Source organism: Pseudomonas sp. WS 5410 (assembly GCF_012985645.1).
GTDB lineage: Bacteria > Pseudomonadota > Gammaproteobacteria > Pseudomonadales > Pseudomonadaceae > Aquipseudomonas > Aquipseudomonas shahriarae.
Genome location: NZ_JAAQWS010000020.1, coordinates 77,811 through 94,808 on the forward strand (window position 1 = coordinate 77,811; position 16,998 = coordinate 94,808).

The 16,998-nt window shown below is 60.8% G+C and carries 20 protein-coding genes and 1 tRNA gene; 9 read left to right on the forward strand and 12 right to left on the reverse strand.

Going from position 1 to position 16,998, the window contains the following annotated elements:
• Positions 1 to 10: 10 nt before the first annotated feature.
• A complete protein-coding gene (locus tag HBO24_RS24235; RefSeq protein ID WP_233092085.1) occupies positions 11 to 1,465 on the reverse strand; it encodes an MDR family MFS transporter in 1,455 nt (484 codons plus the stop codon).
• Positions 1,466 to 1,582: 117 nt separating this feature from the next.
• Entirely contained in the window at positions 1,583 to 2,767 is a 1,185-nt protein-coding gene (pobA, locus tag HBO24_RS24240; protein ID WP_169960425.1) for a 4-hydroxybenzoate 3-monooxygenase, read from the reverse strand.
• Positions 2,768 to 2,956: 189 nt separating this feature from the next.
• Here pobA and HBO24_RS24245 point away from each other — a divergent pair, with 189 nt between their 5' ends.
• A complete protein-coding gene (locus tag HBO24_RS24245; RefSeq protein ID WP_115127604.1) occupies positions 2,957 to 3,832 on the forward strand; it encodes a helix-turn-helix domain-containing protein in 876 nt (291 codons plus the stop codon).
• A gap of 215 nt (positions 3,833 to 4,047) precedes the next feature.
• Here HBO24_RS24245 and HBO24_RS24250 read toward each other — a convergent pair whose 3' ends face one another.
• Complete coding sequence (locus HBO24_RS24250; protein WP_162947714.1) at positions 4,048 to 4,221, reverse strand: hypothetical protein; 174 nt, start codon at positions 4,219 to 4,221, stop codon at positions 4,048 to 4,050.
• A gap of 90 nt (positions 4,222 to 4,311) precedes the next feature.
• Positions 4,312 to 5,226, reverse strand: a complete 915-nt coding sequence (locus HBO24_RS24255; protein WP_057441299.1) for a LysR family transcriptional regulator — start codon at positions 5,224 to 5,226, stop codon at positions 4,312 to 4,314.
• A 113-nt stretch (positions 5,227 to 5,339) separates the two neighbouring features.
• Between HBO24_RS24255 and HBO24_RS24260 the strand changes: the two genes are divergently transcribed.
• The 4 genes from HBO24_RS24260 (at position 5,340) to HBO24_RS24275 (ending at position 9,297) form a co-directional block, all read left to right on the forward strand.
• Positions 5,340 to 6,206 carry an MBL fold metallo-hydrolase gene (locus HBO24_RS24260; RefSeq protein ID WP_170060473.1) on the forward strand — a complete coding sequence of 289 codons (867 nt, stop codon included), beginning with the start codon at positions 5,340 to 5,342 and terminating at the stop codon, positions 6,204 to 6,206.
• 33 nt (positions 6,207 to 6,239) lie between these two features.
• On the forward strand, positions 6,240 to 6,854 hold the full coding sequence (locus HBO24_RS24265) for an NAD(P)-dependent oxidoreductase (protein ID WP_120732140.1): 615 nt from the start codon (positions 6,240 to 6,242) through the stop codon (positions 6,852 to 6,854).
• A gap of 161 nt (positions 6,855 to 7,015) precedes the next feature.
• Complete coding sequence (locus HBO24_RS24270; RefSeq protein WP_169960404.1) at positions 7,016 to 8,203, forward strand: cyanate transporter; 1,188 nt, start codon at positions 7,016 to 7,018, stop codon at positions 8,201 to 8,203.
• 137 nt (positions 8,204 to 8,340) lie between these two features.
• Positions 8,341 to 9,297 (forward strand): LysR family transcriptional regulator, encoded by a 957-nt coding sequence (locus HBO24_RS24275; protein ID WP_120732136.1) that lies wholly within the window; start codon positions 8,341 to 8,343, stop codon positions 9,295 to 9,297.
• Between the two features lie 17 nt (positions 9,298 to 9,314).
• Here the strand turns inward: HBO24_RS24275 and HBO24_RS24280 are convergent, their stop codons facing one another.
• A complete protein-coding gene (locus HBO24_RS24280; RefSeq protein ID WP_057958792.1) occupies positions 9,315 to 10,217 on the reverse strand; it encodes a LysR family transcriptional regulator in 903 nt (300 codons plus the stop codon).
• Positions 10,218 to 10,325: 108 nt separating this feature from the next.
• Between HBO24_RS24280 and HBO24_RS24285 the strand changes: the two genes are divergently transcribed.
• Together HBO24_RS24285 and HBO24_RS24290 are read left to right on the forward strand one after the other, a co-directional pair.
• Positions 10,326 to 10,523, forward strand: a complete 198-nt coding sequence (locus tag HBO24_RS24285; RefSeq protein ID WP_169960365.1) for a hypothetical protein — start codon at positions 10,326 to 10,328, stop codon at positions 10,521 to 10,523.
• 67 nt (positions 10,524 to 10,590) lie between these two features.
• Positions 10,591 to 10,983 (forward strand): VOC family protein, encoded by a 393-nt coding sequence (locus HBO24_RS24290; RefSeq protein WP_057441310.1) that lies wholly within the window; start codon positions 10,591 to 10,593, stop codon positions 10,981 to 10,983.
• A gap of 30 nt (positions 10,984 to 11,013) precedes the next feature.
• Here the strand turns inward: HBO24_RS24290 and HBO24_RS24295 are convergent, their stop codons facing one another.
• The 7 genes from HBO24_RS24295 to dapA all read right to left on the reverse strand — a co-directional run bounded on the left by HBO24_RS24295 (position 11,014) and on the right by dapA (position 15,525).
• Complete coding sequence (locus tag HBO24_RS24295) at positions 11,014 to 11,160, reverse strand: hypothetical protein (RefSeq protein WP_162947713.1); 147 nt, start codon at positions 11,158 to 11,160, stop codon at positions 11,014 to 11,016.
• 188 nt (positions 11,161 to 11,348) lie between these two features.
• Entirely contained in the window at positions 11,349 to 11,603 is a 255-nt protein-coding gene (locus HBO24_RS24300) for a hypothetical protein (protein ID WP_170060474.1), read from the reverse strand.
• A 232-nt stretch (positions 11,604 to 11,835) separates the two neighbouring features.
• Positions 11,836 to 11,925 (reverse strand) — tRNA-Ser (locus HBO24_RS24305).
• A gap of 83 nt (positions 11,926 to 12,008) precedes the next feature.
• Entirely contained in the window at positions 12,009 to 12,722 is a 714-nt protein-coding gene (purC, locus tag HBO24_RS24310) for a phosphoribosylaminoimidazolesuccinocarboxamide synthase (protein WP_003211975.1), read from the reverse strand.
• Positions 12,723 to 12,750: 28 nt separating this feature from the next.
• Entirely contained in the window at positions 12,751 to 13,509 is a 759-nt protein-coding gene (locus HBO24_RS24315) for an MBL fold metallo-hydrolase (RefSeq protein ID WP_057958791.1), read from the reverse strand.
• A 4-nt stretch (positions 13,510 to 13,513) separates the two neighbouring features.
• A complete protein-coding gene (gene bamC / locus HBO24_RS24320; RefSeq protein ID WP_057441316.1) occupies positions 13,514 to 14,629 on the reverse strand; it encodes an outer membrane protein assembly factor BamC in 1,116 nt (371 codons plus the stop codon).
• A 17-nt stretch (positions 14,630 to 14,646) separates the two neighbouring features.
• Complete coding sequence (gene dapA, locus HBO24_RS24325) at positions 14,647 to 15,525, reverse strand: 4-hydroxy-tetrahydrodipicolinate synthase (RefSeq protein WP_057444335.1); 879 nt, start codon at positions 15,523 to 15,525, stop codon at positions 14,647 to 14,649.
• A gap of 260 nt (positions 15,526 to 15,785) precedes the next feature.
• Between dapA and HBO24_RS24330 the strand changes: the two genes are divergently transcribed.
• Together HBO24_RS24330 and HBO24_RS24335 are read left to right on the forward strand one after the other, a co-directional pair.
• Positions 15,786 to 16,346 (forward strand): glycine cleavage system protein R, encoded by a 561-nt coding sequence (locus HBO24_RS24330; RefSeq protein WP_029299075.1) that lies wholly within the window; start codon positions 15,786 to 15,788, stop codon positions 16,344 to 16,346.
• Between the two features lie 11 nt (positions 16,347 to 16,357).
• Positions 16,358 to 16,831, forward strand: coding sequence for a peroxiredoxin (locus HBO24_RS24335; RefSeq protein WP_057441332.1), 474 nt, complete (start codon positions 16,358 to 16,360; stop codon positions 16,829 to 16,831).
• Positions 16,832 to 16,998: the final 167 nt, after the last annotated feature.

The following is a 16,998-nucleotide window of genomic DNA, read 5'->3' on the forward strand; positions in this document are numbered from 1 at the left end:
GGCGCCTACGCTATCGCGCCTTGTCTTCGCGCCCCCGCAACAGGTGGTTTGGCATCGCAATCGCCGCCGCCAACCCCAGCAACGACACCGCCGCACTGACCATCAGTAAATGCCGGAAGGTGCTCAGCAACTCCCCACGCAACGCATCCTGCGCCGGGCCAGGCGCCGCGTTGAGGCCATCGAGCAGCACATTGCCGGAGCTGCCTTCGGCCATCATCGAACCACTGGCCAGATGGGCAAAACTCGAATCCTGCAACAACGCCAACAGCAAGGCCGACATGCACGCCACCCCAACCGCGCCACCCAGTGAGCGGAACAGGTTGGTGGTGCTGGTGGCGACGCCGATGTCGTGTTGCGCCACCGAGTTTTGCGTGCCCACCAGGGAAGTCGGGAACTGCATGCCCGAGGCAATGCCGCTGAGCACCATGAACAGGCTGCTGAGCATCAGCGATTTGGGTGCGCTGAAGGCCATGCCGAGGATCGCAATCGGCGTGAGCAGCGCCCCGCCAAGGATCATCGGTTTATAGCGCCCGGTCACCGAGGTCATGCGCCCGGCAAAGAACGCGCCCATCGGCAAGCCTATGGCCAGCGGCAGCAGATGCAAGGCGGCGCTGTCGGCACCGGCACCGGTGACGCTCTGGTAACGCAGGGGCATCAGCACGATCAGCGAGATGGCCTGGAAGCTGGTGAAGAAAATCGTGCACCAGCACAACACCGCGCTGCGGTTGGCGAACAGGTGCATGGGCAACAAGGGCTCCCGCGCCCGGCGCTCATGCCAGACAAATATGCTCAGCGCCACCAAGGCACACGCCAGCAGGCCCAGCACCTGATCATCACGCCAATGATGGCCCTGGCCGATTTCGGTGATGCCCAGCAACAACGCCGTCAAGCCAATGATCATCAGCAGCGTGCCGAGGTAATCAATGACCGGCTTGCGCTGCGGCACCGGCAGCCCTACCAGGGTGCGATGGGCCACCCACCAGGCGCCCGCGCCCAATGGCAGGTTGATCAAAAACACCCAGCGCCACGACAGGTACTCGGTCATATAGCCGCCCAACACCGGCCCGGCCACGCTGGCGACCGCGTACATGCTGCTGAAGTAACCCTGGTAACGCCCACGCTCACGGGGCGGGATAATGTCGCCGATGATCGCCTGGCTCACGGAAATCATCCCGCCTGCGCCAATGCCCTGGAGGATGCGCGCCAGCACCAGCTGTTCCATGCTTTGCGCCATGCCACAAAACAGCGAGGCGACGGTAAACAGGCCCATGCCGATCAGCATCATCGGCCGCCGCCCATACAGGTCGCCGAGCTTGCCGTAGATCGGCACGGCCACAGTCATCGCCACCATGTAGCCGGAGATGACCCAGGCCAGCAGGTTGACGTCGTTGAACTGCGCAGAAATGGCCGGCATCGACACGGCGACGATGGTCTGGTCCAGCGCGCCGAGGAAAATCGCCAGCATCAGGGCGGCGAGGATACTGCGTACAGAAGGAGTGGGCTGGGTCACGACAGAACCTGTAGGCAAGGCCCACGGGAAAAGAGCCCCGTGGCAATGCCCGATAGCTTACTCGATAGCCGGCTACTCGATAGCCTCGTAAGGAAGTCCGACGTAATTTTCTGCAATGGTTTTGCGCCCCGCCTGCGACTCGACAAAGTACTCCAGCTCGCTCTGGGCAATGCGTTGGCTGAAGCCATCCGCCTCGGGAAACTGGTGCAGCATCGAGGTCATCCACCAGGAAAACCGTTCAGCCTTCCAGATGCGCCGCAGGCAGATCTGTGAATATTTCTCCAGCAACTCCACGCGCCCTTCCCGGTACACCTTGCGCAAGATAGTGAACAAGGTGCTGACATCACTGGCCGCCAGGTTCAGGCCCTTGGCGCCGGTGGGTGGCACGATATGGGCGGCGTCCCCCAGCAGGAACAGGCGCCCGTACTGCATCGGCTCCACCACGAAACTGCGCAGCGGGGCGATGCTCTTTTCGATCGACGGCCCGGTCACCAATTGCGCGGCCAACTCATCGGGCAGGCGCGCCTTGAGTTCATCCCAGAAGCGCTGGTCGGACCATGCCTCAAGCGACTCCTCGGCCGGCACCTGCAGGTAATAACGGCTGCGGCTGGGCGAACGCATGCTGCACAGGGCAAAGCCGCGTGGGTGCTTGGCGTAGACCAGTTCGGCGTGAACCGGCGGGGTGTCGGCGAGGATACCCAGCCAGCCGAACGGGTAGACCCGCTCGAAGGTCTGGAGCACATCGGCGGGGATCGACTGGCGTGCCACGCCGTGGAAGCCATCGCAGCCGGCGATGTAGTCGCAGTCCAGGCGCACGTGTTGGCCCTGGTGCTCGAAGGTCAGCCAGGGCCGTTCGCCCTTGAGGTCGTGGGGCTGAACATTGCGCGCTTCATACAGGGTGATCGCACCGGCTTGCTCGCGGGCCGCCATCAGGTCGCGGGTGACTTCGGTCTGGCCGTAGATCATCACGGTCTTGCCGCCGGTCAGGGATTTCAGGTCGATATGTTGCAAGCGACCGTTCAGCGCCAGCTCGAAGCCTGCATGTACCAGGCCCTCGGCGTCCATTCGCTGGCTGACCCCGGCCTGGCGCAACAGGTCGACCATGCCCTGCTCCAGCACACCGGCGCGAATACGTCCGAGGACATAGTCGGGGGCCTGGCGCTCAAGAATCAGGGTTTCAATTCCCGCATTGTGCAGCAACTGGCCGAGCAGCAGCCCCGAAGGGCCGGCGCCGATAATGGCGACTTGGGTTTTCAGGGTTTTCATTATTTTTATGGCCCGCCTGCTTCCCCCGAACGTATTCAGTGAAAGCGTTGTCATTGGTTTTGGTGCTGGCATTTTTCCCTTGAGTGAGCCCCATAAGAAGGTGAAAACTGAGCCAAAGCCTGCGCTTTTCGCCAATTGGGGCGATTACCGAACCACTGTCCTGAGTATCGGATTGAAACCATGACCAAAAATGCCAGTCCCGCCGTTCCAGTGTTCAAACTCTATGGGGAAAGCCAACAGTGGCCGACCCCGGATTTGTTGCACTGTGAAACCATCTCCCGGCGCAGCCGTGAGTACCAGTGGGAGATCCAGCCCCACCGACATGCGGACCTGTGCCAGTTGCTCTACGTGTACAAAGGCCAGGCGCAGTTGGAGATCGAGGGCCAGCGCACGACGCTGACGGAATCGACCCTGCAAGTGCTGCCGCCGTTATGCGTGCATGGGTTTCGGTTTGCCGAGGATGTGCAAGGGTTTGTGGTGACACTGGCTGCGCCGCTGGTGGCGCATCTGCAAGGCCAACTGGGCTCGGCGGTAGATGGCTTGAGCGCCCTGGGCAGTTATCCGGCGGGCCAGGACAGTGACTACCTCAATAGCCTGTTTGCCCGGTTGCAGGATGAATACAACGACAACTTCCCGGCCCGGGACATGATGATGCACGCCCTGGTCAGCGTGCTGTTGGTGTGGATCAGCCGCCAGGCCATCCAGCGCTGCCATACCCGGGTGCCACGCAGCCTTGAGTATTTTCGGCGCTTCACCCAGTTGGTGGAGCAGCACTACCGCGAACACCCGAAGATCGAAGACCTGGCGCACAAGCTGGGGATCTCGGTGTCGCACCTCAACGGCACCTGCCGCGAACTGGGCGGGCAGCCGGCCTTGCAGATCATGCACGACCGCCAATTGCTGGAGGCCAAGCGCCTGCTGACCTACACCAGCATGACCATCAATGAAATGTCCGACGTACTGGGGTTCTCTGATCCGACGAACTTTTCTCGACTGTTTCGCCGGCGCGTCGGGTTTTCACCCAAGGTGTTTCGCGAACAGTTGAATGCAGAGTGATCGACCGCCCACCTTCTGTAGGCCGATTTACCGTGGTGAGAAGGTTTGTTGTGCTGAGGGGGCTTGTTGTGGCGAGGGGGCTTGCCCCCGTTGGGGCGCGAAGCGGCCCTGAAATGGGACTGCTGCGCAGTCCAACGGGAGCAAGCTCCCTCGCCACAAGAGCCATAGAAGCCCCAGAAGCCACAGGAGCTCCATTGCCACCACAGCCCTCCGGCTTAGCGCAACGCGCTCAGGGTCGCCGAGTAGGTGCATTGTCCGTGGTTGCAGGTTGCGGCCATGCCGGGTTGCATGCGGGCCTGTTCGGCGCGGTAGGCGGCGGTGCCATAGAGGGCCGTGGCCAGGGCGCAGAGGGTAAAAATCATCAGGTACTTTCTGGTTTTGATCGTCATGGCGGTGACCTCCGGACAGATCAAGAAGGTGCTGTGGTAAGCATAGGTCAGCCAGGGCGAGTTGCCAGTATTGAGGGGTATTCAGGCGCCTTATCGCACGTCTAGCCCTGCATCCCATTGCGGCTGCGGCGGGAACCTCAACACCAGGAAATCCAGAAGGCTGCGCAACGCCTGGGGCATGTGCTTGCGCGAGGCATACACCGCGTACATGTTCATCTGCCGTGGCTCGGCATGGGGCAGCAGGCGGATCAACTGGCCGCTGCGGATGTAGTCGCCGGCCTGGTAGGTCGGCAACATCGCCACCCCCGCCCCGGCCAGGGTCACGCGTAGCAAGGTGCTGGCTTCATTGGCGCTGATATTGCCGTGTACCGGCACCGACACCGGCTCGCCATCTTCCTCGAAATGCCACAGGCTTTTGCCGAAGTAGGAATGGGTCAGGCAATTGTGCCCCGCCAGCTCTTCTACCCGCTGCGGTTGCGGATGTTCCAGCAGATAGGCCGGCGACGCGCAGATCACCGAGCGGCATACCGTCAGGTGCCGCGCAATCAGGTTGGGGTCCAGGTCGTTGCTGGTGCGAATCGCCAGGTCGATGCGCTCATCCACCAGGTTCACCGTGCGGTCGAGCATTTGCAGATCAATGGTCACCTGCGGGTAGCGCTTGACGTACTCGGCCATCGCCTCCGCCAGTTGCGCCTGGCCAAACGAGGTGCTGACACTCAGGCGCACCAGGCCACGAGGGGTGTCGTCCGGTTCGCTGACGGCGGCCTGCATGTCGCAGGACAATTCCAGCATCTGCCGGCAACGCGGCAGGGTTTCGCTGCCGGCGGCGGTCAGGCTGAGCTTGCGCGTGGTGCGGTGCATCAGGCGCGCGCCCACCCAGTCCTCCAGCTCTGCCAGGTAGCGCGACACGACTGGGCGCGACAGGTCCAGATGATCGGCGGCCGCAGACTGGCTGCCCAGGTCGACCACCGTGACAAACACGCGCATTGCTTGAAGACGATCCATGATTTGCCCGGTTTTAGAAACAAACTATGTTCCAGCATCGCATTTTTTGCTGCGTTAAGTGCAACTAAGCTCTGTCCATCGCCTGCCAAGGCACCTCTGACCTGGACCTGAACATGCTCACCACCCTCAAGCGCTTTGTATTGGCCACTACCGTACTCGGCTTTGCCGCTCACGCAGCTGCCGCCGACCTTACTCTCGACGTGTACAACCCCGGTGAATCGGCGATCTTCCCCGTCAGCTCGGTGCTGGTCAGCGGCGAGAAAGACGCGATCCTGGTGGACGCGCAGTTCGGCAAGGGCCAGGCCGAGCAACTGGTGCAGAAGATCCGCGCCAGTGGCAAACAGCTGACCACCATCTACATCAGCCATGGCGACCCGGATTACTACTTCGGCCTCGACACCCTGGCCAGCGCTTTCCCACAGGCCAAGATCCTTGCACCGCAGCCGGTGGTCGACCATATCAAGGCCACCGTTGCCGGAAAAGTCGCCTACTGGGGCCCGAAAATGGGTGCCGACAAACCCGCCAAGACCATCATTCCTCAGGTCCTCGAAGGCCATAGCCTGACGCTCGAAGGGCAACCGCTGGAAGTCATCGGCCTGGACGGCCCGCAGCCGGATCGCAGTTTCGTCTGGATCCCATCAATCAAGGCCGTGGTCGGCGGCGTGGTGGTCTCGGACAATATCCACTTGTGGATGGCCGACACCCAGGGCGCGCAATCCCATACCGATTGGCTGGGCACCCTGCAACGTATCGAAAAACTCAAGCCGGTCACCGTGGTGCCGGGCCACTACCTGGGCACGCCTTCGGTCAAATCCGTCGCCTTCACGGCCGACTACATCAAGGCTTTCGATGTAGAAACCGCCAAGGCCAAGGATTCCGCCGCCCTGATCGCAGCCATGAAAAAACGCTACCCGAAGCTGGCCGATGAAAGCTCCCTGGAGCTGAGTGCCAAAGTCGCCAAGGGCGAAATGCAGTGGTGAATTGATCCAACTCTTACCGCACTGGAGAACGTCATGAGCAAGATCGCAATCATTGGTGCCACCGGCCGTGCCGGTAGCCAACTGCTGGAAGAAGCCCTGCGTCGCGGCCATACGGTCACGGCCATCGCACGCAACACTGGAGCTATCGCCGCGCGCCCGGGCTTGACCGTCAAACAGGCCGACGCCCTGGACGCTGCAGCCCTGCAACAGGCCATCAGCGGCAGCGACGTGGTGATCAGCGCTGCGCACTTCGCCACCCTGCCGGCCCCTGCGGTGATCGGGCCGGTAAAACAGGCGGGCGTGAAGCGTCTGCTGGTAGTGGGTGGCGCGGGCTCGCTGCTGTTGCCGGACGGCGGGCGGGTCATCGACAGCCAGGGTTTCCCTGCCGAATACAAGGCCGAGGCCAGTGCTGGCGCGGCATTCCTCGACACCTTGCGTCAGGAAAAGGAACTGGACTGGACCTTCCTTTCGCCCTCGGCAGAGTTTGTCGAGACCGAGCGCACCGGCACCTTCCGCCTGGGTCAGGACGACCTGTTGGTGAGCAGCGCAGGCCGTAGTTGGATCAGCTTTGCCGACTTCGCCATTGCCCTGATTGACGAAGTGGAAACACCGAAGCATTCGCGCCAACGCTTTACCGTGGGTTACTGACACACCCTGCCGACGAAATCGCCCTGGCTTGTGTGGGAACTGTCTTACCCGGTTCCCACACAAGCCGGTGCCGGTTTTTTCAATAGTCCCTGCGACTTTCTGATTTGCCCACTGCCCTGCGCAGCCGCCTAATAGCAGCCTTGTCCATTCAAGGCCCGCCCATGGAAAACGTCCACGCCAAACCCACCACCGCCCTCTGGCTGATGATCAGTGTTGTACTGGTGGCCCTCAACCTGCGCCCGTCCATGGCAGCAGTCGGTCCTTTGTTATCGTCGATCCGTGGTGATATGCCGCTGAGTTTCAGCACCGCGTCGTTGTTGACCATGCTGCCGGTGATGGCGATGGGCTTGGCGATGTTCTTCGGCATGGGCCTGGGCAAACGCTTTGGCGAACATCGCAGCATCGTGCTGTCGCTGGTAGTGATTGGCCTCGCCACCCTGTCACGGCTGTTTCTCGACTCCGCCGCCGAGTTGATCCTCAGCGCCATCGCCGCCGGCGTGGGCATTGCGCTGATCCAGGCGTTGATGCCGGCGCTGATCAAGTCGCGCTTTCGTGACAATGTTTCACTGTTCATGGGCCTGTACGTCACCGCGATCATGGGCGGCGCGGCATTGGCGGCGTCATTCTCGCCGCTTATCCAGGTGCAGACCGGCAGTTGGCGGATCGGCCTGGCCATCTGGGCGGTGCTCGCCGTGCTGGCGCTGCTGTTCTGGTATGCCCAGCGCGCGGCATTGCCTCCCCTGCCCCACGCCGCTACCGGTGCGCAGGCGTCGTTTTTGGGTAATCGCCGCGCGTGGTTGCTGGCGATATTCTTCGGCCTCGGGACCGCTTCCTACACCTGCGTGCTGGCATGGCTGGCGCCGTACTACGTCGAGCAGGGCTGGAGCGAACAGAGTGCCGGTTTGCTACTGGGTTTCCTGACCGCCATGGAGGTGGTCTCCGGGCTAATCACCCCGGCCATCGCCAACCGGCGCCAGGACAAGCGCGCTGTGGTGGCCGTGTTGCTGGTGCTGATCATCGCCGGCTTCTGTGGCCTGATCCTCTCCCCACAGCACCTCACCCTCCTGTGGCCATGCCTGCTGGGCCTGGGCATTGGCGGGCTGTTCCCAATGAGCCTGATCCTGTCCCTGGACCACCTGGACAACCCGCGCCGTGCGGGTGGCCTGACAGCCTTCGTGCAGGGTATCGGCTACCTGATTGCTGGCGTGTCGCCACTGATCGCTGGGGTGATTCGCGACCAACTGGGCAGTTTCGAATGGGCCTGGTGGTCGCTCACGGCGGTGGTGGGGGTGATGCTGCTGATGGTCCTGCGCTTCGACCCGCGCCACTACGCACGGCATATTCGCTAGGGCGTCGTGTTCCAAACAGTATCTGTCCCACAACAGACATAGAAAGGTCCGACAGACCTTTCTATTGGCACGAGCGTTCCGTTAACATTTTGCCTTGTTTGCGCTGCGGTCGCGCAACAGGCTCACGGACGGAACGAATGCTAAACAGCAACTTGCTTAGAAAGCTCGATATGCAGGACCTGATGGTTTTTGTCGCTGTGTATGAGCAAAGCAGCGTCACCGATGTGTCCGAAACCCTGTTTGTCAGCCAGTCCACGGTCAGTTACAGCCTGAAGAAACTGCGCACCAGCTTCGAAGACGATCTGTTTATCAACACCCGTGCGGGCATGCGCCCGACCTACAAAGCCAGCAGCATGTACGGGCATGTGCAGAAAATCCTCGAAAGCATCAACCTCTGCCACGCGGGCGCCCAGACGTTCGACCCCACGCAAAAAGCCGTCACCTTCAACCTTTGCGCGCCCGAATACTTCGAGCAACTGATCCTGCCCAGGTTGCTGAAACACTTCGATCACGCCGACCTGCCAGTGATCGTCAATGTGCAAAAACTGGAAACCGAGATTCCCGTGGAGGCCCTGCGCGACGGGCGCCTGGACCTGGTGATTTGCTTCGGCCCGCACTTTCACCGTGAGCACAAGGATCTCAGGACGCAGATGCTGCTGGAGGACGACCTGGTCTGCGTCTTCGATAAACGCGCCGCCCCGCGCGAGCCGGCGTTCAGCCTGCAGTCGTTTGTGGCCCGGCGCCATGTATTCCCGACACCCTGGACCTCGGACACCAACATGATCGACGGCTGGCTCGCCCGCCAGGCCCACAAGCGCCAGGTTATCGCCCGGGCCAACAGCTACAGCGCGGCGCTGAAGATGATTGCCGGCACCGACTTTATCGTCACCCTGCCCCGGCGTGTGCAACAGCTGCTGGCCCTGGAGCCGCAGTTCGGCCACTGCGAAGCCCCCAACGGCCTGCCGGGGTTCACCCTGGATATGCAGTGGAACGACGTCAGCGAGCAGGAAACTGCCAACGCGTGGTTTCGCGAGCAGGTGGTCAAGGCAGTGGCAAGCGTCAAGCAGGATGCGGCAAAAGAAGCGCAGATATGACGTGCCGCTTAGTGCTCTCAGCCCCCCATAAATGCTTCCAGCCGCGAGCGCATCCAGCGTTCGGCGGGGTCACTGTCAACGTGGCTGAGCCAGACCATGGACAAGTCCAGGGTCGGCGTATCGAACGGGAACGGCTCACAAAACAGATTGCCCGCTGCGGCCATGGCCTGGGCCGTGTAATCCGGAAGGCTGGCGATCATATCGGTGCCGGCCAGCAGTGCCGGCAAGGAGCTGTATTGCGGCACAGATAACACCACATGCCGCTTGCGACCGATCTCCGCCAGCCACTCATCGGCAAACCCTGCGACGTTGGCGGTGTGGGACACCAGCACATGGGGTCGTGAGCAATATTCATCGAGGGTCAGCGGCTGGTCCGAGGCATCGGCGCGTAGCACGCTGGGGCGGATATGGCGCAACAACTTGCGCTTGGCATTGGCCGGCAGGCCACGGGTCTGGGTGATGCCGACGGTGATATCGCCAGAGGCCAGCAAGTCCGGGATCCGCCAGTAATCGACATGCTGCACCACAAACACCACCTGCGGCGCTTCGGTGCGCAGGGCCCGCAACAGCGGCGGCAACAGGCCGAACTCGACGTCATCGGACAGGCCGATGCGAAAGGTCATGGTACTGACAGACGGATCGAAATCATGGGTAAGGCTCAACGCCGCCGACAGCGAGTCCAGGGCCGGCGACAGATGCAAGATAAGCTCCTCGGCCCGCGCCGTGGGCTCCATACGATGGCCGACACGGATAAACAGCGGGTCGTTGAACAACGTGCGCAAGCGGTTGAGGGCCGAACTGACCGTGGGTTGGCCGAGAAACAGCTTCTCTGCCACACGCGTTACGTTGCGCTCGAGCATCAGCGTTTCAAAGACCACCATCAGGTTGATGTCGGCCTTGCGTAATTCATTGCGATTCATGGCAAACGCCCTACAGCCCAAGACTGCCGGCAGTTTAGGAACACTGCGGGGCCTGCGTCTATGCGTCGACTATCCAACCCACGTGTTTGAGACTATAAATCAGCTTCCATGACAACCGAGAACATCCCCGTGCTGGTCATTCTTGCCCTGGCCATCCTGATGGCCGGGCTGTGTATCTGGAGTATCAGACTCATCGCCCACCCAACCGCCAGGACGCTGCTGCGGGTGTTTGTCGGGCTGTGCCTGGCCGCCATCGTTGCGTATCTGGTCCTGGCGTCGGGGTTTCCCGCGGCGCTGCTGGTATAGGCAGATTGACGAGCCCGGCGCCTCGCCCTCTAATTAGCCACTTTCTTCAAGCAAGGAGCGCTTAGCCATGAAATTCGCCTACACCATCGTCTACGTCCCGGACGTGGCCGCGTCACTGCAGTTTTTCGAAAAAGCCTTTGGCTTCAGCCGACGCTTCCTGCATGAATCAGGGACCTATGGCGAGTTGGAAACCGGGGGCACTACTTTGTCCTTCGCCGCCCATGAGCTGGGGGAGATGAACTTCAAGGGTGGGCACGTCGCCGCCCATACCTCGAAGCAACCGCTGGGCATGGAGCTGGGGTTTGTAACCGAAGACGTACCGGCGGCCCACGCCAAAGCGCTGGCCGCAGGTGCCAGCGAACTCTCGGCACCGAGCAGCAAGCCCTGGGGCCAGGTAGTGTCTTACGTGCGCTGCCCGGATGGCACGCTGGTAGAGCTGTGTACGCCGATAGCCGGATGAAAGCGCTGGGGGCGCTCTCATCGTCGGACGTCAGGGCTTAAGCGGGCGCTCCTGGTCGCGCTCGGACAATTCCGTCCCATCATCCGGGTGCTTCCAGGTCTGCGGTTTCTCTTCTTCGTGAAGCCGCCGAGCCCGCTCCTGCGCCGAGTCGTCGCGTGGCTTGGGTTCGTTATTCATACCCACCTCCCATCCATAAGAATTGGTCTTATGACCCAGCATAGAACTGGAGATAGCCATGGGCAGCTTTTCTGATGGATGGTGGCAAGCCAAGCTTTTTTGTGAGAAATGGACAGCCTCAGGTAAGGCGACCCATTCCCCCATAACCTATGGAAACAACCACCGGCCTTATTCAGAAGGGTCGCCTCTCAGCTTCCTCGCTCTTTATTGGATTGGGAGAGCACAGAGGCGGCAAGCGCTTTCGTCTGCTCGCTGTACTTATCGCTCTGAAGCGTCTTTCCAGCTTTTTCCTCCATCTGCGCACTGGTCTGCTTATCCGTACCACTTTGAGCCAACGCCGAGGCAGCCAGGCTTCTGGCGATAGCTGAGGCGTTTGAATTATTCAGGGTTTCGGCTGCTAACGTGGCCATCTTGTCGGAGGTCTTTTTCGTGTTTTTACTCATCAGGCATTCCTTTGCAGTGTTGGGATGGGAGAACTATCTCGCACACGGCAAACGATATTGACTTACAGAGGGGCGCGCAACGCAGGCGCTGTGCGTAACGTTTTGGAAGCCTGCATGAAAGGTGGGTTTGTTGTGTAGTACGGGGAGTGAATCGTAGGAGGCGGTATTTTCAGCAAGTTTCGGAAACGAAAAAGCCCCGTAGTTTTTCAACTACGGGGCTTTTTCTGTGTAATGGCGGAGAGATAGGGATTCGAACCCTAGGTACCGGTGAAGGTACAACGGATTTCGAATCCGTCCCATTCGGCCACTCTGGCATCTCTCCAACGGCGCGCATCATAACAGTCTGTTTCGTGGAAGCAAAGCGCCGAAGCAATTTTTTTCCGTGCTATCAGATGCTTGCGTCGATTACAGCGGTACGCCGAGACGGTTGGCGACTTCTTCGTAGGCTTCGATCACGTCACCGAGGCCCTGGCGGAAGCGGTCTTTGTCCATCTTCTTGCGGGTGTCTTTGTCCCACAGGCGGCAGCCGTCCGGGCTGAATTCGTCGCCCAGGACGATGGAGCCGTCGTGGAATACGCCGAATTCCAGTTTGAAGTCCACCAGCAGCAGGCCGGCGTCGTCGAACAGTTTGCTCAGGACGTCGTTGACCTTAAGGGACAACTCTTTCATGCGCGCCAGTTGCTCAGCGGTGCCCCAGCCGAATGCCACGACGTGGGATTCGTTGATGAACGGGTCGCCCTTGGCGTCGTCCTTGAGGAACAGTTCGAACGTGTAAGGGTTGAGCTTGAGGCCCTCTTCCACGCCCAGGCGCTTGACCAGGCTACCGGCAGCGTAGTTACGCACGACGCACTCGACCGGGATCATGTCGAGCTTTTTCACCAGGCATTCGTTGTCGCCCAGCAGTTTGTCGAATTGGGTCGGAATGCCGGCCGCTTCGAGCTTCTGCATGATGAAGGCGTTGAACTTGTTGTTCACCATGCCCTTGCGGTCGAGCTGTTCGATGCGCTTGCCGTCGAACGCCGAGGTGTCGTTGCGAAACAGCAGGATCAAGCGGTTGGCGTCGTCGGTCTTGTAAACCGACTTGGCTTTGCCGCGGTAGAGTTCTTCACGTTTTTCCATGATGGGCTCCGCTTGGTAAGTAGGTGGGCTAGGCGATATGTCGCCAGTCGAGCCCTGAATCTTGATCGGCCAGTTGCAGCCAGTCCGGGTCGCACCCGAGGGTGTCGACAAAACATTGCCGGGCAAGCTGCGGCAGGTTGTTCTTGCTGCTCAGGTGGGCCAGGACCAGGTGTTGCAGGTCTTGCCAGCCCAGCTCATACACCAGGTACGCCGCCTGGTGGTTGTTCAAATGTCCCAACTCGCCGCCAACCCGTTGCTTGAGAAAGTACGGGTAGTGACCGCGCGCCAGCAGGTCCCGGCAATGGTTGGACTCGATCATCAATGCATCGAGATCCCGATAGCCTTCCAGCACCTTGGCACAGTACGAACCCAGGTCGGTAAGCAGGCCGAAGCGGCGCTCGCCGTCACTGAATACATATTGCGTAGGCTCATGGGCATCGTGGGCCACGGCAATCACGTCGATGCTCAAGGCACCCACCTGCAGTTGCTCGCCACCAGCCAGGAAACCTGCGGGTTCAACGGGTTTGCGCATCCCGCGCAAGGTGCCGCGACTCAGGTACACCGGAAGATTGTAGCGCCGAGACAGCAAACCCACGCCATGCACGTGGTCGGCATGTTCGTGGGTCACTAGAATCGCGCTCAACTGCGCCGGGTGAACCCCCAGGCGCAGCAGGCGTCGCTCGGTTTCCCGCAGGGAGAAACCACAATCCACCAGGACGTACGTGTCGTCGTGGGCTACAAGCGTGCCGTTCCCTTGGCTACCGCTGCCGAGAACAGCAAAACGCATCAGATCAGCCCAGGTTGTCCTGAATCACGCCCAACACTTTGCGCGCCGTTTCTGCTGGCGCCACGGTGTTGATGTTCTTCTCGACGGTGACTTGCACGTTGTCGCCAACCTTGCTCAAGCGCACTTGATAACGCTCGGCGCGGGTCTCGATCTCTTCCTTGGTCGGCTCGCTGCCGAACAACTTGCTGAAGAAACCACGCTCTTCGTCTTTCTTCTCGGCCTTTTCAGCCACGTTGATGTAGTACAGGCCCAGGCTGCGGTTGATGTCTTCGACGCGCCATGGGCCTTGCTCCAGAGCACGGCCGACGCTGGCCCAGGCACGATCCAGGTCTTCACCCAGGTTGAGCACGACGTTGCCGCTGCCGTCTTCGGTGAGGCTGACACGGCTAGGTGTGTCGTAATCACGGGCAGCGAGCAGGGATACGGAACCACCCTTCTCGGAGATGCGGCTCATGCTGGCAAGCATCTCGTCGACCAGCGCAGCATCGACACCGCTGTTGACCGAACGGTTGGTGAACTCGACGTTGGCGGTGCTGCCGGCAGGACGCGCGGCGCTGACCACGTAGACTTCACTGGTATTGCGCTGCACGCCTGGCTCGATGCGTACGCGGATCCGGCTTTCGCCATCAGCGGCAACACCACCGGCCTGCAGGCGCTTGGCCATATTGGCCGACAGTTCGTTCGACTGCTGCCACGCGGTGGTGAACTCACCGGTTTGCGGGCGTTGTTCGTCGATACGGAAGCCATTGTCCTGGAAGAACTGCACCGCCACCGGCCAGACTTCGGCAGGTGGGCGCTGAGCCATGATCCAGCGCGAGTCGCCGCTTTTCTGCAGGCTGTAGTCGCTGGCATCGGCCATGGCCGAAATCGGCTGTGGACGCGGCACTTCGTACTCGCCCTTGACGGTGTCGTCGGCCACGTTGCGCGGGATCGGCAACAGCGGGTCAAGGCGCTTGGCGACATTGACGTCCGGCGGCAATTGCATCGGTGCGGTTTGTTGTGCTTCCAGGTAATCGCTGCCGCGGTCACGGAAGTAGCCTTCCGGGCCCCAGATCCAACCGCAGCCACTGGTGCTGGAGATAATCAAGGCAAGTGCGGAAAGTCCGGCCAATCGCTTCATGCGTAGTGCTTCCTCAATTAAACCAGGACGCCGGACTGGCGCAGGGCCTGTCGCAGCGGTTCGTGACAGGCGGGGCTGAGGGGGGTGAGCGGCAGACGGATACCGTCCGGCATCAGGCCCATCTCATGCAGCGCCCATTTCACGGGGATTGGATTGGATTCGATAAACAGGGTTTTGTTGAGCGGCATCAGTTGCTCATGAATCGCCCGGGCCTTGACGGCATCACCGGCGATTGCAGCGGCACACAGTTCGCTCATGGCACGCGGGGCCACATTGGCGGTCACCGAGATGTTGCCCTTGCCACCCAGCAGCATCAGTTCAACAGCCGTGGCGTCGTCACCGGAGTACAGCAGGAAGTCGCTGCTCACACCGGCCAGGATGTCCTTGGCACGTTGCAGGTCGCCGGTGGCTTCCTTGATACCGATGATGTTCGGCACGGTGGACAGGCGGATCACGGTCGCGGCCTGCATGTCGCACGCTGTGCGACCTGGCACGTTGTACAGGATCTGCGGAATGTCGACGGCTTCGGCGATGGTCTTGAAGTGCTGGTACAAGCCTTCCTGGGTCGGCTTGTTGTAGTACGGCGTCACCAGCAGGCAGGCATCCGCACCGGCTTTCTTGGCGTTCTTGGTCAGTTCGATCGCTTCGCGCGTCGAGTTGGCGCCCGTACCGGCTATCACCGTAATACGCCCTGCCACGCGCTTGACCACAAACTCGATCACCTTGATGTGTTCTTCCACATCAAGCGTGGCCGATTCACCTGTGGTGCCGACGGCCACAATGGCGTTGGTGCCTTCTTGCAGGTGAAAGTCCACCAGTTTGCCCAGGCTGTCCCAGTCGAGATTACCTTGTGCATCCATGGGTGTGACCAGTGCCACCATACTGCCCGCAATCATGCAACCGCTCCTGCCGGAAAAAGAGAGCCGTAATGGTACTGGCGCCAAGATGCTTGCACAAGCGAAGTACCCTCTGAGGACGCGTTCTGGATCAACTTAGTTGCCAGCAACGCCATCATTGGGCCAAAGCACGGCCAGATGCCGCTGAATATGCAATGAAAACGCCACGTCCTAGCCCTTGGCGGCGCTTTTCGCTACCCTTGATCCTTTGATCGGTACCGCACGTTCGTATCGACCGCTCATCGCTTTAGGAATGCTGCATGTCCACCCCCACAGTCCGCGAACAATTCCTTGTTATCAGTGCCCTTGGCGCCAACCCCATGGAGCTGACTAACGTCCTGTGCCGCGCCAGCCATGAAAATCGCTGCGCCGTTGTGACTTCACGCCTGACTCGCCATGGCGAGTGCAGCGCGCTGGTCCTGCAGATTTCCGGGAGCTGGGACGCCCTGGCGCGCCTGGAAGCCGGCTTGCCGACCCTGGCCAAGAAGCACGACTTCACCGTCAATGTAGTACGCAGTGCAGCCTTGGAGAACCGTCCCCAGGCGCTGCCGTATGTGGCCTACGTCAGTTCGGCCTACCGTTCGGACATCGTCAATGAGCTGTGCCAGTTCTTTATCGACCATAACGTCGAACTGGAAAACCTGACCTTCGACACCTATCAGGCCCCCCAGACCGGCGGCACCATGCTCAACGCCACCTTTACCGTGACCTTGCCGGCAGGCGTGCAGATCAGTTGGCTGCGCGACCAGTTCCTGGATTTCGCCGATGCGCTGAACCTGGATGCACTGATCGAACCGTGGCGCCCACAGAATCCAATGTAAGGAAGTTTTTCATGGCGGTAGTCATCGACACACCAGTCGCCGATTTCGAGGCCCAGGCGACCAGCGGGCAGACGTTCAGCCTCGCCGGGCTCAAGGGCAAGCAAGTGGTCCTGTATTTCTACCCGAAGGACAGCACCCCGGGCTGCACTACTGAAGGCCAGGGGTTCCGCGACCAGCATGCTGCCTTCCAGGCTGCCAACACCGAGGTGTTTGGGGTGTCCCGGGACAGCGTGAAGTCCCATGAAAACTTCAAGGCCAAGCAAGCCTTCCCCTTCGAGCTGATCAGCGACAAGGATGAGGCGGTTTGCCAGCTGTTTGATGTGATCAAGCTGAAGAAGCTATACGGCAAGGAATACCTGGGCGTTGATCGCAGCACCTTCCTGATCGACAAGGAAGGCGTGCTGCGCCAGGAATGGCGCGGCGTGAAAGTGCCGGGGCATGTGGAGGCAGTATTGGCCGCGGCACAGGCACTGCACAAGGCTTGATGGGGCGAGTGGCAGTTAGATAGCTATCGCAGGCAAGCCAGCTTGTATGGTTAGACTTGTAGGGGTGGTGGGACTAAAAGCCAGCATCTGACTCTAGCCAGTACAGACCGTGGGAGACTTCGCCCCACCCCTTCACCAAAGCGCCGATAAGGAATGCATCGGCCATG

What these genes read in the sequence shown, in the direction of transcription:
- HBO24_RS24235 (WP_233092085.1), bottom strand. Translation starts at nt 1,465, where the DNA reads ATGCTGGCGATTTTCCTCGGCGCGCTGGACCAGACCATCGTCGCCGTG.
- HBO24_RS24245 (WP_115127604.1), top strand. Translation starts at nt 2,957, where the DNA reads ATGACCAAAAATGCCAGTCCCGCCGTTCCAGTGTTCAAACTCTATGGG.
- HBO24_RS24250 (WP_162947714.1), bottom strand. Translation starts at nt 4,221, where the DNA reads ATGACGATCAAAACCAGAAAGTACCTGATGATTTTTACCCTCTGCGCC.
- HBO24_RS24255 (WP_057441299.1), bottom strand. Translation starts at nt 5,226, where the DNA reads ATGGATCGTCTTCAAGCAATGCGCGTGTTTGTCACGGTGGTCGACCTG.
- HBO24_RS24260 (WP_170060473.1), top strand. Translation starts at nt 5,340, where the DNA reads ATGCTCACCACCCTCAAGCGCTTTGTATTGGCCACTACCGTACTCGGC.
- HBO24_RS24265 (WP_120732140.1), top strand. Translation starts at nt 6,240, where the DNA reads ATGAGCAAGATCGCAATCATTGGTGCCACCGGCCGTGCCGGTAGCCAA.
- HBO24_RS24270 (WP_169960404.1), top strand. Translation starts at nt 7,016, where the DNA reads ATGGAAAACGTCCACGCCAAACCCACCACCGCCCTCTGGCTGATGATC.
- HBO24_RS24275 (WP_120732136.1), top strand. Translation starts at nt 8,341, where the DNA reads ATGCTAAACAGCAACTTGCTTAGAAAGCTCGATATGCAGGACCTGATG.
- HBO24_RS24280 (WP_057958792.1), bottom strand. Translation starts at nt 10,217, where the DNA reads ATGAATCGCAATGAATTACGCAAGGCCGACATCAACCTGATGGTGGTC.
- HBO24_RS24285 (WP_169960365.1), top strand. Translation starts at nt 10,326, where the DNA reads ATGACAACCGAGAACATCCCCGTGCTGGTCATTCTTGCCCTGGCCATC.
- HBO24_RS24290 (WP_057441310.1), top strand. Translation starts at nt 10,591, where the DNA reads ATGAAATTCGCCTACACCATCGTCTACGTCCCGGACGTGGCCGCGTCA.
- HBO24_RS24295 (WP_162947713.1), bottom strand. Translation starts at nt 11,160, where the DNA reads ATGAATAACGAACCCAAGCCACGCGACGACTCGGCGCAGGAGCGGGCT.
- HBO24_RS24300 (WP_170060474.1), bottom strand. Translation starts at nt 11,603, where the DNA reads ATGAGTAAAAACACGAAAAAGACCTCCGACAAGATGGCCACGTTAGCA.
- purC (WP_003211975.1), bottom strand. Translation starts at nt 12,722, where the DNA reads ATGGAAAAACGTGAAGAACTCTACCGCGGCAAAGCCAAGTCGGTTTAC.
- HBO24_RS24315 (WP_057958791.1), bottom strand. Translation starts at nt 13,509, where the DNA reads ATGCGTTTTGCTGTTCTCGGCAGCGGTAGCCAAGGGAACGGCACGCTT.
- bamC (WP_057441316.1), bottom strand. Translation starts at nt 14,629, where the DNA reads ATGAAGCGATTGGCCGGACTTTCCGCACTTGCCTTGATTATCTCCAGC.
- dapA (WP_057444335.1), bottom strand. Translation starts at nt 15,525, where the DNA reads ATGATTGCGGGCAGTATGGTGGCACTGGTCACACCCATGGATGCACAA.
- HBO24_RS24330 (WP_029299075.1), top strand. Translation starts at nt 15,786, where the DNA reads ATGTCCACCCCCACAGTCCGCGAACAATTCCTTGTTATCAGTGCCCTT.
- HBO24_RS24335 (WP_057441332.1), top strand. Translation starts at nt 16,358, where the DNA reads ATGGCGGTAGTCATCGACACACCAGTCGCCGATTTCGAGGCCCAGGCG.